The sequence below is a fragment of the Parvularcula dongshanensis genome, assembly GCF_014199615.1.
Lineage (GTDB): Bacteria > Pseudomonadota > Alphaproteobacteria > Caulobacterales > Parvularculaceae > Parvularcula > Parvularcula dongshanensis.
The window spans coordinates 541,251-556,885 of sequence record NZ_JACHOB010000001.1; the positions used below are offsets into that span (position 1 = coordinate 541,251).

Below are 15,635 nucleotides of genomic sequence, written 5' to 3' on the forward strand. Positions count from 1 at the left end.
AGATAGGAAGCGCTCACGCCGCCGCCACCACCGAAAGCCGTCCGGACAGGCTCATCTGCGCCGCCGCGTCGATCTCGACCGCCGCGATCTGCCCGATGAGCGTCGCCGGGGCGTCGGCGTGCACGGCTTGCAGGTACGGGCTGCGGCCCTTGAGCTGCCCCTCGTGGCGGCCTTCCGCCTCGAACAGGACCGGCAGGGTCCGCCCGATCTGGGCGCGGTTGAAGTCGAGCCTTTGTTGGTCGAGCAGCGCCTGGAGGCGGGCCAGGCGCTCGGCCTTCGCGTCCTCGGCCACCTGCTTGGGCATCGTCGCGCCCGGCGTACCGGGGCGGCGGGAGTACTTGAAGGAGAAGCAGGCCGCGTAGCCGACCTCGCGCGTGAGGCGCATCGTCTCCTCGAACGCCGCCTCGTCCTCGCCCGGGAAGCCGACGATGAAGTCGCCCGAGATCGCGATGTCGGGGCGGGCGGCGCGAATGCGCTCGATCAGGCGAAGGTAGTCTTCGGCCGTATGTCGGCGGTTCATCGCCTTGAGGATCTTCGTCGAGCCCGACTGCACCGGCAGGTGCAGGTAGGGCATCAGCTTCGGCTCCTCTGCGAAGGCGCGGATCAGCGCATCGTCCATGTCGTTCGGATGGCTGGTCGTGAAGCGGATGCGCTCGATCCCATCGATGAGCGCGAGGTGACGGCAGAGCTGCCCGAGGCCCCACGCCTCTCCGCCGATGCCGGCGGGCGGCGCCCCGCGCCAGGCGTTGACGTTCTGACCGAGCAGCGTGACCTCGCGCACGCCTTGGGCGGCGAGCGCGCGGACCTCGCTCACGATGCGGTCGGTCGCGCGGCCCACCTCGGCGCCCCTCGTGTAGGGCACGACGCAGAAGGTGCAGAACTTGTCGCAGCCCTCCTGCACGGTGACGAAGGCGGAGACGCCAGGCGCGGGCCGCTCGCCCTCGAGCGCGTCGAACTTCGCCTCGGCCTCGAACTCGGTGTGCAGGACCTCGCCCGCCTCGCGGGCGGACCGCGCGATCAGCTCGGGCAGGCGGTGATAGGATTGCGGCCCGATGACGAGGTCGACCTGGGGAGCGCGCGCCGTGATCTCGGCCCCTTCCGCCTGCGCCACGCAGCCTGCCACCGCGAGCTTCGAGCCGGGCTTACGCTGCGCCTTCAGTCGGCCGAGCTCGGAGTAGACCTTCTCCGCCGCCTTCTCCCTGATGTGGCAGGTGTTCAGGATCAGAAGGTCCGCCTGCGACGCCTCTTCCGTCACGGCGTAGCCCAGAGGGCGCAAGAGGCCCGCCATGCGCTCCGTGTCGTAGGCGTTCATCTGGCAGCCCCACGTCTTGAAGTGCACGCGCTTCGGCGCGGGAGCGGTCGCGTCTGCCAAGGTAGAGGATGTCGTCGTCATGCCGCCGCCCTTAGCGGTAAACCTAGATCATTTACGAGGGGGGCCGCGCTCGCCTAGCTTGCGGTCCGAGACGAACAGGGCAGACCGTGCAAGACAGTCCCGGGACCGAGACGATCACCGTCCCCGCCGACGGCGTCACCATTCAACTTACGCCCGAAGAGTACGAGGCGTTGTTGGCGCAGCGGGCGGCCGAGGCGCAGGCGGACGCCGCGCCCGCCATCACGCCCGACGCCCAAGCGGACGCGGCCGACATTCAGAACGACCTCGTCGACGGGGCGGAGGACCTGACGGGCGACGGCTCCGCGATCGCCGACCTTCTCGACGTCGACCGGGTGCAGACCTGGCTCGCCCAGTTCCTGACCTGGGTCCGCACCGACGTGCTCAACATCAACTCGGCGATCCAGCTCGCCTTGATCTTGGGCGCGATCGGACCCGCGATCATCTTCGGGCCGCGCCTGAAAGCCTTCATCGCCTCGCACCTTCGCAAGTGGATGCCGGCGGGCATCCTTCGCCGCATCGCCGACGCCGCCGCGACGCTGGCGACGCCGATCGCCGCCTGGATCACGCTCAGCCTGTCCATGGCGATCCTCCGCGGCGCCTTCGGGCAGCCGGACGGCTTCCTGTCGGCGGCGCAGAGCCTTCTCACCGCCTGGATAGTCGTCCGCCTCGTCACCCTCGCGATCCGGTCGCCCTTCTGGTCCAAGGTCGCCTTCGTCGTCGCCTGGCCGATCGCGGCGCTCGACGCCTTCGGCGTGCTCGGCGACGTCTTCGCCTGGATGGACACGGTCTCCTTCGAGATCACGCCGGAGACGCCCGACCACGCCGCCCAGTCCCTCTCGCTCTACGGGGTCCTGCGCGCGGGCCTGATCTTCGCGATCTTCCTCGTGCTCGCGAACTTCCTCACCGGCCTCCTCGTCACGCGGATGAACCAGACCGAGGAGATCAACGCCTCGCTCAAGGCGCTGATCGCCAAGGTGATGGGGTTCATCCTGCCGATCATCGCGCTCGTCATGGCGCTCGCGGTCATCGGCTTCGACCTCGCCAGCCTCGCCTTCTTCGGCGGCGCGATCGGCATCGGCATCGGCCTTGGGCTTCAGAAGATCATCGGCAACTTCCTCGCGGGCTTCACCCTCCTTGCGGACCGCTCGATCAAGCCCGGCGACGTGATCGAGATCGGCGACACCTTCGGCGCCATCACCGACATGAAGTCGCGCTACGTCTCGATCCGCACGCGCGACGGCAAGGAGCACCTCGTGCCCAACGCGACCTTCATGGACGAGGGGGTGATCAACTGGTCGCACAACGACAAGGTGGTCTGCTGCTACGCCTCGATGGGCGTCGGCTACGGCACCAAGGACATGCACAAGGTCCGAAAGCTGGTCGAGGCGGCGGCGCTCGACACCCCGCGCGTGCTCGCGCGCCCGGCGCCCAAGTGCAACATGACCGAGTTCGGGGACAGCTCGGTCAACTTCGAGCTTCGCTTCTGGATCAACGACCCGATGAACGGCGTCTCGAACGTCCGCTCGGACATCCTGTTCCGGGTCTGGGAAGCCTTCGCCGAGAACGGCATCGAGATTCCGTTCCCGCAGCGCGACCTGCATATCCGGTCCTCGGCCGTCGCCTTCGGAACGGGCTACCGCGAAGCGGCGGAGTAGCCTCGTCCCGCCGGAGCGACGCCCTAGGTTGTAGAACCAGGGCGAGGCTGCGACCGATGATACGCACGGCCTTGGAGAGGGTGATGGCGAACGAAGACAAGGCACGCGACGACAAAGCCGACAACGTCGTCGTCCTACGCGAACTCGGCAGGGCCCTTCGCAGACAGGGGCCTCACGTCGACGTCGCCGACCTCGCGAGCGAGACCGGCCTCGACGAGACGGTGATCCGGGTCAACTTTCCGAAGGGCCGGCAGGACATCATCGACGCGGTGATCGGCGACACCTGCGAAGAGTTCGACGAGACCGTCACCAACCCCATGCTCTCCTCCGCCAGCCCTCGCGAGGCGTTGCAAGAAGCGGCGGACGGCCTGTCTGCCTACTATGAGGGCGGCGCGCGGACCTGCCTCTTCCGGCTCTTCTCCGTCCCCGACGGCACGCCGCACGCGCCGGTCATCAAGGACGCGGCCCAGCGTTTCCTCGATGCGCTCGCGACCGTCTACGCCCGGGCCGGACGCGAGGAATCGGCGGCGCGCGCGAGGGCGCACCGCACCTTCGCGGAGCTGCAGGGGACGTTGGTTCTCGGGCAGATGACCGGCGACACGACGCTGTTCCGCGCCTTCACGGACCAGCTACCCCGAACGGTCTAAAGACCCAGCCTGAGAGGAACGATCGAGGCGGCGCCGAACGGCCCCGCCCCGGCCGGGCTTACTTCGCCGACTTCTTCTTGTTCTTCGCGAGCCGCTTGGTGTCGACCTTCTCGGCGATCCTGGCGGACTTACCGCGGCGGGCGCGCAGGTAGTAGAGCTTGGCTCTACGCACCTTGCCTCGGCGGACGACCTCGATCGAGTCGACCAGCGGCGAGTAGATGGGGAAGACCCGCTCGACGCCCTCGCCGAAGCTGATCTTGCGCACGGTGAAGGACTGGTTCAGCCCGCCGCCCTGCCGGGCGATGCAGACGCCCTCATAGGCCTGAAGGCGTTCGCGCGTACCCTCGCGCACCTTGACCTGGACGCGGACCGTGTCGCCGGGGGCGAAGGCGGGGACTTCGGGCTTCAGCTCGGCGGCGTGCTCCGCCTCGAGTTGCTGGATGATGTTCATCGGACGTCTTTTCCGTCTCTTAGTCGCCGGATTGGACCGCCCTTAGAAGGTCCGGTCGTCGCGCGCGCGTCAATTTCAGAGCCTCTTCCCGCCGCCAGGCCGCGATCTTCGCGTGATCACCGGACAGAAGGACGTCGGGAATGGCCCTGCCTTCGAACTCTCTCGGCCGCGTGTAGTGCGGATACTCGAGCAGACCTTGCTCGAAGCTCTCGTCCTCACGGCTGGCCGGCGCGCCCAATACGCCGGGGATGAGCCGCACGCAAGCCTCCGTGAGCGCTTGGGCCGCAACCTCGCCGCCCGCGAGCACGAAGTCGCCGATCGAGACCTCTTCGAGGCCCCGCGCCTCGATCACGCGCTGATCGATCCCCTCGAACCGCCCGCAGACGAAGACCGCGCCGGGCCCGCGCGCGAGGTCGTGCGCGAAGCTTTGCGTGAACGGGCGTCCGCGCGGGCTGAGAAGGAGGCGCGGGCGCCGGTCCGCCTCGACGCTGTCGAGCGTCGCGGCCAGAACGTCCGCGCGCAGGACCATGCCCGGCCCCCCGCCCGCCGGCGTGTCGTCCACCGCTTTCTGATTGCCGACGCCGAAGTCGCGCGGGTTCGCGACGTCGTAGGACCAGTCGCCCTCGCGCAGGCCCCGCCCGAGCACGCCGATGCCGAGCACGCCCGGAAAGGCGTCGGGGTAGAGGGTGACGAAGGTCGCGTGCCAAGCCATGGGCGGCAGGTGCCCCGCCGCCTCGCGCCGGTCAACCAGTCACGCCGCCACGGACACGGGCGCCGGCAGCGTCTCGCCGTCCTCCGCCTCCGCGACGAGGCGCGCGAAGAGGCCGCCCTTGGCGAGGAGTTCGCGATAGGTGCCGCGCTCGGCGATCCGGCCCGCCTCGAGCACCAAGATCAAATCGGCGTCGGCGATGGTCGAGAGCCGGTGTGCGATGGCGAGCGTGGTCCGGCCGCGCCGCGCCTCGTCGAGCGCTCGTTTGACCTTGCCCTCGGTCGCTGGGTCGAGCGCACTCGTCGCCTCGTCGAGGAGGAGGATCGGCGCGTCCTTCAGGAGGGCACGGGCGATGGCGAGGCGTTGGCGCTCGCCGCCCGACAGGTTCTCGCCCCGCTCGCCGACGACGAAGCCGAGCCCGCCCGGCTTGCGGCGGACGGCGTCGAGGAGTTCGGCCCGCGCGAGCGCGTCCTCCATCTCGTCCGTGCTGGCACCCGGCTTGGCGACGAGCAGGTTCTCCGCGACCGAGCGGTTGAGAAGGCCTGCGTCCTGGAAGACGACGCCGAGCGCGGACCGCACGCTTGCGAGGCTGTGCGCCTTCACGTCCTGCCCGTCGATGAGGATGCGGCCCGATTGCGGGTCGCGGAAGCGTTGGAGAAGCGCGAGCGTCGTCGTCTTGCCCGAGCCCGTCGGGCCCACGAGCGCGATCGTCTGGCCGGGCTTCGCCTCGAAGCTGACATTCGCGAGCCCGCCCCCGCCGTCGGGGAAGCGGAAGCTGACGTCTTCGAAGCGCACCGCGCCGCCCTCGGGGGTGAGTTCGGGATTGCCGCCCGACTCGTCCCCGGTGCGCGCATCGAGGAGATCCGCGAGCGCGCCCAAGGTCGGCGCCTGCACGAAGATCCGGGTGAGCCCGGAGCCGATCTGGTCGAGCTTGCCGATGATGAGCGTCGCGAAGCCGACGAAGGTGACGACCTCGCCGACGCTCGCCTCGCCGCGCGAGACGAGGACCGCGCCGATCGTCACCGTGACGATGAGCGCGAGCGTCCCCGCCGAGCGCGTCAGGATGGCGAGCATCGCCCACCAGCCCAGCACTGGGTACTGCGCCTTGAGGACGTTCCCCGTCATGCTCCGCATCGCCTCCGCCTCGATCGCGAGCCGGCCGAAGGCCTGGACGATCGCGACGTTGGGCACGACGTCGCCGACCCGGCTGTAGACCTCTTGCACCCGCGCCTCGACCGCGCGCTGGCCCGACTGGGCGTGGCGGGTGACGACCGAGAAGGCGAGCGCGAAGAGAAGCGCGAGCGCGATCAGAACGACGCTCAGCTTGATGTTGATCGACATGGCGAGCGGCAGAACCAGAAGGACCGCCGCGACGGCGGTCACGTGCTCTCGGAAGAGGGTGATGGAGACGGCGAAGAGCGCGTCCGAGCCCGCGACCAAGGTACGCAGGATACGGCCCGACCCGCCCCGCTCCGACGCGCGCGGCGGCAGGGTAATGACCCGCTCATAGGCGGTGTTCAGGCCCATCACCTTGATCCGGTGGGCGAGCCGGTCGGCGAAGAGCGCCACGACGGCCGATAGGACGATGCCGAGGAGCCCGAGCGCGCCCCAGCTAAGAGCGGCGGGCAGCGTCGGCTCTTCGCGCGTCAGGCTGTCGATGATGGCGCCGAACAGCGTCGCCTCGGTCAGTTGAACGCCGGCGAGGAGGACGCCCGCCGCGATCAGCGTCGCCGCCGTACCGCGCCGCGCCAGGATCATTCCGGAAAGGACACGCAAGGATCGTCTCAGGCCAGCCGCTTGCGCGGGCTCGCGATCCTTCCGGGTGCCGGAGAGAGAAGCCGTGATCATGAGTATCGTCCGGAACAAGACCCGGGCCCCGAGCGCCCTGCCACTGGCGCTGCCCGTTCGGCCATCACATAGAAACGGCGTTAACGAAGCACAAACCCGTGATGGTTGAACTCTCGTCAGGTCGTGTTGCGAGCTCCGATGGGTCCTGCCGTCGTTATAATCATCGTGGGACCGTTCGTGCTCGGCCTCGCCGTGGTTGCGATGTGGCTCGCTAGCGTGATCAGTCGTCGCTACCTGCCGAACTCGCGGGCGGGAGCGCGGCGTATCCTTGTACTGGTCGTGTTTCTGACTGGCCCGGTTGGCATGACCGGTGTCCTCTGGTTGCCTCCATTGCTCGCCGCTTTGACATCGGACGGGCATCGGTTTGAGCGTGTTTTCGGTCAATCACCTTCAAACGCGATCACGCTTGACGCTACGCAGCACAAGAGATCGAACGACTTCGAGCAGATCGTCGTTCGGTTTTCGGGTTCTCCAGCTACCATCCTCGACCTCGTTGCGGGCTGGGAAGAGATCGACGAGAACCGACTACCGTCCCCAGGCTACGGCTGGGACGCGCTATCCACCTGTCCCCACAAGGTCGCGTTTCGGCATAGCGACGGACGTTCGCTCCCGACCAAGAGCTGGGCACTTCTCTGCCTTTCGAACGGCGCTGGGGTCGGGGCCTTGAGCTGGATCTCCTAGCGATCGGCTGAAAACGCGGTCATGGACCTCACGTCCCGTTGACCGGGGACCCTTCTGCCCTGCACCTTACCGAGGATCGATAAAGCAGGGATTTCCACCGTATGACCAAGGCCCTCCTCGCCGCCGCCCTCCTCGGGACCTCGGCGCTCACCTTCTCCGCCGTCCCTGCCCTCGCGCAGTCCGGCGAGATCGAGGTCGAGCTGCCCTTCGAGCAGTTCACGCTCGACAACGGGCTGCGGGTGGTCGTGCACGAGGACCGCAAGGCGCCGGTGGTAGCCGTTCAGGTCATGTACGGCGTCGGCTCCAAAGACGAGCCCGAAGGCAAGACCGGCTTCGCCCACCTCTTCGAACACCTGATGTTCAACGGCTCGGAGAACTTCGATCAGGACTTCTTCGTCGCGCTCAAGGACATGGGTGCGACCCAGTACAACGGCACGACCAACACGGACCGGACGAACTACTACGAGACCGTGCCCAGGGGCGCGCTCGACAGGATCCTGTTCCTCGAATCGGACCGGATGGGCCACCTCCTCGGCGCGGTGACGCAGGAGAAGCTCGATAACCAGATCGGCGTCGTCCAGAACGAGAAGCGCCTCGGCGAGGACCGACCCTTCGGCCGGCGCATCTGGACCGACATCTACGAGAACCTCTACCCCGTCGGGCACCCCTACCACCACTCGACCATCGGCTCGATGGCGGACCTCGACGCCGCCTCGCTCGACGACGTGAAGGAGTGGTTCAAGCAGTACTACGGCGCGGCGAACGCGGTCCTCGTGCTCGCGGGCGACATCTCGCCGGACGAGGCCCGGCCCCTCGTCGAGAAGTACTTCGGCGACATTCCCTCCGGCCCGCCGCTCCTGAAGCCGTCCGTGAACTCCGTGCCCCTCGATACGAACAAGTACGGCGTGATGCAGGACCGTGTGGCCCAGCCGCGCATCTACCGGACCTACGTTGCGCCCCCCACGGGCTCGGCGGACAGCCCGCTCCTCGACGCGATGGCGCGGGCCATGGGGGGCGGCAAGACCTCCCGGCTCTACCGACGCCTCGTCGACGACCTCCAGATCGCGAACTCCGCCTCGGCCTTCTACTCCGAGGACATCCTGTCGGGCGAGATCTTCTTCATCATCGACGCCAAGACCGAAGAGGACATCCCGAAGATCAACCAGGTCCTCGACGAGGAGATCGCGAACTTCCTTCGCAAGGGTCCGACGCGGGATGAGCTCGACCGCACCAAGACGATCTACCTGGCCTCGGAGCTGCGGGGCCTCGAAGCGGTCGCGGGCAAGGCGTCGAACCTGGCCCGGGGCACGTTGTTCCTGAACGACCCCGACTACTACACGAAGGAGAACCTAGACCTCCTACAGGCCGCGACGCCGAAATCGGTGCAGCAGGCCGCCTCGCGCTACCTGACGAACGGCTACTACGAGCTGCAGGTCCTGCCCTTCCCCGACTACACGGCCAGCGCCGAGGGCGTGGACCGCAGCGAGCTGCCCGCGCTCGACGACGGGGCGGAGGTCAGCTTCCCCGATGTCCAGGAAGCGCAGCTTCAAAACGGCATCAAGGTCATCGTCGCCCCGCGGCCGACCGTGCCGGTGGTCGAGCTCGCCGTACAGTTCGACGCGGGCTCCGCGACCTCGAACGTCGGCCTCGGCGGCAAGGACCCGATCCCCGGCCTCGCCTCCATGGCCGTGAACCTGATGGACGAGGGGACCGAAGACCGCACCGCGCAGGAGATCGCGTCGGAGGCCGAGGCGCTCGGCGCCGACATCGCGGTCTACAACTCGAAGGACGACAGCAAGGCTTACCTCTCGGCCCTCAAGGTGAACCTGCGCCCCTCGCTCGCCCTGCTGGCGGACCTCGTGAAGAACCCGAGCTTCCCGCCCGAGGAGATCGAGAAGCTGCGCAAGCAGACGATCGACGATTTGCGCCAGGAACGCGCCGACGTGCAGGCGCTCGGCTTCCGCGCCCTCTCGAACGCCGTGTTCGGCGCGGACCACGCCTATGGCGACGTGCCGACGGCTGAAGAAGAGGTCCAGGCGGTCCAGTCCATCACCCGTGACGACCTGATCGCATGGAAGAACGCGTGGCTGCGCCCTGAGGACGCGACGATCTACGTTACGGGGGATACGACCCTCGACGAGATCATGCCGGAGCTCGAACGGGCCTTCGGCGACTTCCGCGGCCAGGGCGAGGCGGCGGAGAAGGACCTCGGCACGTTGCCCGAGGGGCAGACGCCGCGCCTCATCGTCGTCGACAAGCCCGAGACGCAACAAGCCCTGATCCTGGCGGGCCGTCCCATCGACCCGTCGGGCGGCGAGACCGACACCGCGCTCGAAGCGATGAACGACGCCTTCGGCGGGAACTTCCTCAGCCGGATCAACATGAACCTGCGCGAGGACAAGGGCTGGTCCTACGGCGTGCGGTCGGGCGCGTCCGACGCGGTCGGCAGCCGCCTCTTCTACCTCTACGCGCCGGTGCAGATCGACAGGACCGGCGACAGCGTGAAGGAGCTCGTCACCGAGATGAAGAACGTCGTCGGGGACCAGCCGCCGACGCAGGCCGAGCTCGACCAGACCGTCGCGGGCGTGGTCGGCGCCTTGCCGGGCCGTTTCGAAACGGCGCAGTCCGTCCTCTTCTCAATGATGGGCAACGCCGTCCTCGGACGGCCGCTCGACTACGACGCGGGCGAGGCCGAGCGCTACAACACGCTCAAGACGGCCGACCTCGAAGCCGCGGCGCAGTCCGTGATCGACCCTGACAGCCTGACCTGGGTCATCGTCGGCGATTACGACGCGATGAAGGACCAGCTCGAAGGGCTGGACCTCGGCCCCGTCGAAGTCAGAAGCGTCACGGGCGAAGCCGCCGACTGACGAGAGGGGGCGAAAGCCCCCTCACCGCCCACGCGGCCGAAGGATCAAGAACCCCGTACCGAACAGCGCGAACGCGCTGGGCAGCGGTACGGGGTTCGCCGCGCCTTGAAACTCCACGAACTGCGTGAAGGCTTCGTCCGTCTCGAAGTCGGTGAAGCCGAGCCCGGCGAAGCCTTCGAACACGAGGCTGTCCGCGTTCAGGAAGGCGATGAAGTCGCCGATCGTCGTGAAGGACGCAGCGGGCACGTCGTCGCCGCTGACCGAGAAGGTCAGCGAGAATCCGTCGCCCGAATCCGTACCCAAACCGCCCGCGATGCTCGGCGATACGGTGAACCCGCCGACGCCGCCCGACAGGGTGATCGCGCCGTCGGTCGGGTCCGCATCGGTGAACGATCCGCAGCAGGCCTGGAGCAGGATGCTGCCGTTGCCGCCCGTCCCGGCGATGCCGATGTTCGCCTCGAACAGGTCGTTCGCCGCGGCGAAGGGCAGGTCTGGAAGGTCCGGCACGTCCGCAAGGCCGAACGCGAACGAGACGGCGTCGCCGGGCAGGAAGTCGTCCTTGAAACCGCTCGCGGCATCACCGCTGCCCGACGTGCCGGTGACTTCGCCGGCCGCGTCGACGATGACGGCAGCCCCGGCGGCCGGTGGCAGCATGCCGAGCAGACCCGTTAGGGCCAAGATCTTCAGATTACGCTTCATCTCTCCGGCCTCCTCTCCCGAAAGGCCCCCGGGCGGAAGGGTAAGGCTAGGGCGTTCCGCCGCGCAAGCGCGCCGCGCACTACCGCCGCGCCTGCGCCGCGATCCTCAAAAGCGCCCGTTCGACGACCTCCTTTTGCGGCGCGCCGGTGCGCTTCGCGGCGAGGTCGGCCTCGAGAAGCGCCTCGGCCGCCGCCTCGAGCCTGCGCACGTCCCAGCGCTTGAGCTGCTCTCCGAAGGCGCGCTGCTCGCCGTAGAAGACGGGCGGGCGGAGGGCCTTCATCGCCGCGGCCGGGGGCTGTCCGTTCTCCACCAGCCGCGCGGCAGCGAGGAGGCGGAGAAGCTTTCCCTGCGCGATGCGCAGGATGCCCAGGAGGCTCGCCCCTGCCCCCTCCGCGCGATGGAGCGCCTCGGACAGGCCCTTGGCGTCGCCGACCGCCGCGCGTTCCCACACTTCGAAGGTCGCATCCTGCGTGTCGTCGGCGCGGCAGGCCGCGACCTCCTCCATGCCGATCTGCGCCGGGCCGGCCCGCACGCTCTTCGGTCCTGCGTAGAGGATCAGCTTCTCGATCTCGGAGCGGGTGACGCCGCGGTCGTCGCCCAGGCGCCCCACGAAGGCCATCAAGGCTTCATCCGTGATCGTCAGGTCTTCTTGGGCGAGGGCGTCCTTGACCGTCTGGACGACGTCGCGGGCGTCGTCCGCGTAGCAGGCGATGACCGCCGCCCGTTTGCTCTTCTCGCAGGCCTTCCTCAGGCCAGAGGTCTTCTTGAGGTCGCCCGCCTCGATCACGACGACGGAGGCGGGTTTGACGCTGTCTGCCTCGATCCCGTTCAGGAGGAGGGTCACGGCCTTCGTCACCGGCTCGCCGCCGCCCCTGACCCGGACGAGGCGGTCGCCGCCGCCGAAGCTGAGCGCCTGCGCCTCGTCGGCGAGCCGTCCGGGTTCGGACAGGTCGCTCTCGGCGAACTCGGTCGCGGCCCAGGGATCGTTCGGGTCGGCGACGACTTGGCGCCCGATCATCGCCGCGCGTTCGCGCACCAGGCCCTGGTCGGGACCGTAGACGAGGACGACCGGCTTCTCCTCGTGGCGCTTCTGGAGGAACGCCTTGACGTCGCGGGGCGCGATCGCGGTCACGGCCTGCCGATCGCCCCTTCGCCCGCCGGGGCGTCCACGGGGCCGCCGTCATCGTCCAGGACGTCGTCCTCCTCGTGAAGCGTATCGAGCGGTTCGTCGTCGATGACGGGCGGGAGGGGAACGCTGGAGCCTTCGGGTGCGCGGTCCTTGAGGTAGAGCGCGACGTCGGTCTCGAGCCTTCGCGCGAGGTCGAGCGCCGCGCGCCGCACGGCGTCCTCGCGCCCTACGAGCGAGGCGTACTGAGAATCGACGACGCCGTAGGAGACGATGGTCTGAAGCGAGCTTCTACGCCGGTCGCCGGTCTGCGTGTCCTGCAGCGTGTAGCTGGCGTTGAGGACGTAGTCGTAGCGCGTGGTGTCCGCCGCCTCTGTCACCGCGACCGCCCGGCGCTGGTCGCGCAGCGCGATGGCGAGGCGGTAGCGCTGGCTCGGCGCGTCGCCCGGCAGCACGTCGCGCAGCGCGCCCTGGACGTAGTAGGCGGCGTCGGGCGGCCCCTGCACGCCCGTCACCGTCACCTCGCGCATGTCCGACGCGATGCCGGAGCGCCCGCCCGTCGCGTAGAGGGGCGTGAAGCCGCAGCCCTCGACGAGGAGCGCGAGGCCTGCGAGCGCGGCGATCGCTGCGCGCCTCATCCCGCCACCACGTTCACGATGCGCCAGCCCGAAGGCTTGTTCGGCACGGCGATCACCTTTCGGACCTCCTTGCCCTCGAGGAAGCGCACGACCGCTGGCTCTGCGAGCGCCGCGGCCTCGACCGTCTCGCGGTCGGCGTCGGCCGCGACCGTGACCTCGCCGCGCTTCTTGCCGCCGACCTGGACGGGCACGGTGACGGTGTCGGCTTGGAGGAGCGAAGGCTCGGCGATGGGCCAGGGCGCATCGCAGACGAGGCCCTGGCCGCCCAAGGCCGACCAGCACTCCTCGGCGAGGTGCGGGCAGAAGGGCGCGACGAGGCGCGCGAGCGCGGAGAGCGCCTCTGCGGTCTCCGGCGCGGGGGCGTCCTTCAGACCCTTCAGGGAACCTAGGAACTCGTAGAGCCGCGCGATGGCCTTGTTGAAGCGGAAGGCAGCGATGTCGTCGGTGACGCCCTGGACCGTACCGTGGGTCGCGCGGCGAAGGTCCGACGTGCCCTCAGGCGTCCCCGCCCCGGCGAGCACGCCTTCATGCGCCGCGCACAGATCGTAGACTCGGTTCACGAAGCGCGAAGCGCCCTCGACCCCGCTCTCGGTCCACTCGACGTCCCGCTCGGGCGGGGAGTCCGACAGCATGAAGAACCGCGCGGCGTCCGCACCGTACCGGTCCGCGATGGCGTCGGGCGAGACGACGTTCTTCTTGGACTTGGACATCTTTTCGATGGGCAAGATACGAACAAACTCGCGAATGGGTTCGCGCTTTCCGCTTCCTGGCGTGAACAGTCTAATCCCTGCCCGACCTTCACGCTTAGCGACGTCAATAACGCCGCGGAAGAAATCAGGGTCGTCCGAAAGTTGGTGCTCTTCTCTATTCAATATCACAGGGTTACTCACGCGCTTGGCGTTGTCCCACATACGGCGAAGCTCGCCGTCCGATGGCTCAGATCCGTCCCACTTGATAAATTCGACATCATCAGGACTGACATATTGGAATAGGTGGTCTCGATAAGTCTCATGCGTCACCATCCCCTGCGTGAACAGGTTCTCGAACGGTTCATCCCGATCCGTATACCCGCAATCCTTCATGTTCCGCATGAAGTAGCGGGCGTAGAGGAGGTGCAGGATCGCGTGCTCGATGCCGCCGATGTACTGGTTCACGGGCAGCCAGGCGTCGGCCTCGGCCTTCGCGACCGGCGCGCCTTCGGGCTGAGACGCGAAGCGAGCGTAGTACCAGGACGAATCGACGAAGGTGTCCATCGTGTCGGTCTCGCGCCGGGCGGGGCCGGAACAGGACAGGCACGGCACCTCGCGCCAGTCCTTGCAGACGTCGCGGTCCAGCGGATTGCCCGTCTTCTTGAACTCCTCCGCCGGCACGTCCGGCAGGGTGACAGGCAGCTGGTCCTGCGGCACCGGCACCGCGCCGCAGGCGTCGCAGTGGATGACCGGGATCGGGCAGCCCCAGTAGCGCTGACGAGAAACGCCCCAGTCGCGCAGACGATAGTTCGTGGTCCCCTCGCCCCAGCCCATCTCCTCGATCTTGGCGATGGCTGCGGGCAGCGCCTCCTCGACCGGCAGGCCGTCCAGGAAGTCTGAGTTGATGATCGTGCCGGGGTCCGTGAACGCCTCGTCCCCGACCTCGAACGTCGCGGGGTCCGCGTCCGGCGGGCAGACGACGGGCTTCACGGGAAGATCGTACTTGCGCGCGAAGTCGAGGTCGCGCTGGTCGTGTGCCGGGCAGGCGAAGATCGCGCCCGTGCCGTAGGTCATCAGGATGAAGTTCGCGACGTAGACCGGCAGCTCTTCGTCCGTGAACGGATGCCGCCCGGTGACCGGCAGGCGGTAGCCGCGCTTCTCCGCCTTCTCGATCGCCTCCTCCGACGTGCCCGCCGCCTGGCACTCGGTCAGGAACTGGGCGAGGCCGGGGTCGTCATGCGCGAAGTGCTTCGCGAGCGGATGGTCCGGCGCGACGCCCAGGAAGCTCGCGCCGTAGAGCGTGTCCGGCCTGGTCGTGTAGATCGGCAGGTCGCGCGTTCCCTCCGGCAGGGCGCCCGCCTGCGCGGTCAGGGGGAAGGCCATCTTCAGGCCCTTGGACTTGCCGATCCAGTTGCGCTGCATCTGGCGCACGTGCTCGGGCCAGCCTGCGAGCCGCCCGTCGTCGAGCGCGGCGAGGAGGTCCTCCGCCCGGTCGGTGATCTTGAAGAACCATTGGGAGAGCACGCGCCGCTCGACCGGGGCGCCCGAGCGCCAGCCCTTGCCGTCGATCACCTGCTCGTTCGCGAGCACCGTGTGGTCGACCGGGTCCCAGTTCACCATCGACTCTTTGCGCTCGACGAAGCCGCGCGAGAGAAAGTCGAGGAAGAGCCGCTGCTGCTGGCCGTAATAGGCCTCGTCGCAGGTCGCGAACTCGCGGGACCAGTCGAGCGCCAGGCCCATGCGCTGGAGCTGGCCGCGCATCACCTCGATGTTGCCATAGGTCCAGTCGCGCGGGTGCCCGCCCGTCTGCATCGCCGCGTTCTCGGCCGGCAGGCCGAAGGCGTCCCAGCCCATGGGGTGGAGGACGTCGTAGCCTTGCGCCCTCTTGGTCCGCGCGACCACGTCGCCCATGGCGTAGTTGCGGACGTGGCCGATGTGGATGCGCCCCGAGGGGTAGGGAAACATCTCGAGCACGTAGTAGGGGTTCTTCGGGTCCTTCGGCGTCGCGAAGCTCTCCGCCTCGCGCCAGCGCGCCTGCCACTTCTCTTCGATGGGTTTGGGGTCGTACTTCGCCATTTCGGGCCTTCAGGAACGGTCCCGGCCTTGTTGCGAAAGCGTGAGGGCGAGGCAAGCCAGGAGGCGCGCAGGGGCAAGCGTCCGCCCCGAGTGCGGTATGAGAAGGTCCGGGGTGTCCCGCGCGCGGCTCGCCGCAGCGAAGGGTTGAGTAAG

Annotated in this window: 11 protein-coding genes and 2 pseudogenes; 4 read left to right on the top strand and 9 right to left on the bottom strand. The window is 68.4% G+C overall.

Going from position 1 to position 15,635, the window contains the following annotated elements; all coding sequences use genetic code 11:
- Positions 1 to 13 precede the first annotated feature (13 nt).
- Positions 14 to 1,393, bottom strand: coding sequence for a tRNA (N6-isopentenyl adenosine(37)-C2)-methylthiotransferase MiaB (gene miaB, locus GGQ59_RS02540; RefSeq protein WP_183815528.1), 1,380 nt, complete (start codon positions 1,391 to 1,393; stop codon positions 14 to 16).
- An 86-nt stretch (positions 1,394 to 1,479) separates the two neighbouring features.
- Between miaB and GGQ59_RS15325 the strand changes: the two genes are divergently transcribed.
- Together GGQ59_RS15325 and GGQ59_RS02550 are read left to right on the top strand one after the other, a co-directional pair.
- Entirely contained in the window at positions 1,480 to 3,048 is a 1,569-nt protein-coding gene (locus tag GGQ59_RS15325; protein ID WP_183815530.1) for a mechanosensitive ion channel domain-containing protein, read from the top strand.
- Positions 3,049 to 3,131: 83 nt separating this feature from the next.
- The gene (locus tag GGQ59_RS02550; RefSeq protein WP_183815532.1) at positions 3,132 to 3,695 is read left to right on the top strand and encodes a hypothetical protein; all 564 of its coding nucleotides are present in this window, start codon (positions 3,132 to 3,134) and stop codon (positions 3,693 to 3,695) included.
- A gap of 58 nt (positions 3,696 to 3,753) precedes the next feature.
- Here GGQ59_RS02550 and rplS read toward each other — a convergent pair whose 3' ends face one another.
- Genes rplS through GGQ59_RS02565 form a run of 3 tightly spaced genes read right to left on the bottom strand, consistent with a single transcriptional unit; the run spans position 3,754 to position 6,703 of the window.
- Positions 3,754 to 4,146, bottom strand: a complete 393-nt coding sequence (gene rplS, locus GGQ59_RS02555) for a 50S ribosomal protein L19 (protein ID WP_221400841.1) — start codon at positions 4,144 to 4,146, stop codon at positions 3,754 to 3,756.
- A 19-nt stretch (positions 4,147 to 4,165) separates the two neighbouring features.
- Positions 4,166 to 4,858: a tRNA (guanosine(37)-N1)-methyltransferase TrmD gene (gene trmD / locus GGQ59_RS02560; RefSeq protein ID WP_183815534.1), complete on the bottom strand. Its 693-nt coding sequence runs from the start codon at positions 4,856 to 4,858 to the stop codon at positions 4,166 to 4,168.
- Positions 4,859 to 4,897: 39 nt separating this feature from the next.
- On the bottom strand, positions 4,898 to 6,703 hold the full coding sequence (locus GGQ59_RS02565; RefSeq protein WP_183815536.1) for an ATP-binding cassette domain-containing protein: 1,806 nt from the start codon (positions 6,701 to 6,703) through the stop codon (positions 4,898 to 4,900).
- Positions 6,704 to 6,841: 138 nt separating this feature from the next.
- Here GGQ59_RS02565 and GGQ59_RS02570 point away from each other — a divergent pair, with 138 nt between their 5' ends.
- Together GGQ59_RS02570 and GGQ59_RS02575 are read left to right on the top strand one after the other, a co-directional pair.
- Positions 6,842 to 7,384 carry a hypothetical protein gene (locus tag GGQ59_RS02570; protein WP_183815538.1) on the top strand — a complete coding sequence of 181 codons (543 nt, stop codon included), beginning with the start codon at positions 6,842 to 6,844 and terminating at the stop codon, positions 7,382 to 7,384.
- A 101-nt stretch (positions 7,385 to 7,485) separates the two neighbouring features.
- Complete coding sequence (locus tag GGQ59_RS02575; RefSeq protein WP_183815540.1) at positions 7,486 to 10,254, top strand: M16 family metallopeptidase; 2,769 nt, start codon at positions 7,486 to 7,488, stop codon at positions 10,252 to 10,254.
- 21 nt (positions 10,255 to 10,275) lie between these two features.
- Here the strand turns inward: GGQ59_RS02575 and GGQ59_RS02580 are convergent, their stop codons facing one another.
- The 5 genes and pseudogenes from GGQ59_RS02580 to leuS form a co-directional block, all read right to left on the bottom strand.
- Positions 10,276 to 10,953 (bottom strand): hypothetical protein, encoded by a 678-nt coding sequence (locus GGQ59_RS02580; protein ID WP_183815542.1) that lies wholly within the window; start codon positions 10,951 to 10,953, stop codon positions 10,276 to 10,278.
- Positions 10,954 to 11,032: 79 nt separating this feature from the next.
- Positions 11,033 to 12,085, bottom strand: coding sequence for a DNA polymerase III subunit delta (holA, locus tag GGQ59_RS02585; protein ID WP_183815544.1), 1,053 nt, complete (start codon positions 12,083 to 12,085; stop codon positions 11,033 to 11,035).
- The gene (lptE, locus tag GGQ59_RS02590) at positions 12,082 to 12,717 is read right to left on the bottom strand and encodes an LPS assembly lipoprotein LptE (RefSeq protein ID WP_183815546.1); all 636 of its coding nucleotides are present in this window, start codon (positions 12,715 to 12,717) and stop codon (positions 12,082 to 12,084) included. Before lptE ends, holA begins: the two co-directional genes overlap by 4 nt.
- A pseudogene (locus tag GGQ59_RS15330) lies at positions 12,714 to 13,451 on the bottom strand (class I tRNA ligase family protein); the annotation flags it as partial. The pseudogene GGQ59_RS15330 and the gene lptE, both read right to left, overlap by 4 nt.
- Positions 13,452 to 13,583: 132 nt before the next feature.
- Positions 13,584 to 15,482, bottom strand: a pseudogene (gene leuS, locus GGQ59_RS02595) (leucine--tRNA ligase); the annotation flags it as partial.
- Positions 15,483 to 15,635: the final 153 nt, after the last annotated feature.

What these genes read in the sequence shown, in the direction of transcription:
- miaB (WP_183815528.1), bottom strand. Translation starts at nt 1,393, where the DNA reads ATGACGACGACATCCTCTACCTTGGCAGACGCGACCGCTCCCGCGCCG.
- GGQ59_RS02550 (WP_183815532.1), top strand. Translation starts at nt 3,132, where the DNA reads ATGGCGAACGAAGACAAGGCACGCGACGACAAAGCCGACAACGTCGTC.
- rplS (WP_221400841.1), bottom strand. Translation starts at nt 4,146, where the DNA reads ATGAACATCATCCAGCAACTCGAGGCGGAGCACGCCGCCGAGCTGAAG.
- trmD (WP_183815534.1), bottom strand. Translation starts at nt 4,858, where the DNA reads ATGGCTTGGCACGCGACCTTCGTCACCCTCTACCCCGACGCCTTTCCG.
- GGQ59_RS02565 (WP_183815536.1), bottom strand. Translation starts at nt 6,703, where the DNA reads ATGATCACGGCTTCTCTCTCCGGCACCCGGAAGGATCGCGAGCCCGCG.
- GGQ59_RS02570 (WP_183815538.1), top strand. Translation starts at nt 6,842, where the DNA reads ATGGGTCCTGCCGTCGTTATAATCATCGTGGGACCGTTCGTGCTCGGC.
- GGQ59_RS02575 (WP_183815540.1), top strand. Translation starts at nt 7,486, where the DNA reads ATGACCAAGGCCCTCCTCGCCGCCGCCCTCCTCGGGACCTCGGCGCTC.
- GGQ59_RS02580 (WP_183815542.1), bottom strand. Translation starts at nt 10,953, where the DNA reads ATGAAGCGTAATCTGAAGATCTTGGCCCTAACGGGTCTGCTCGGCATG.
- lptE (WP_183815546.1), bottom strand. Translation starts at nt 12,717, where the DNA reads ATGAGGCGCGCAGCGATCGCCGCGCTCGCAGGCCTCGCGCTCCTCGTC.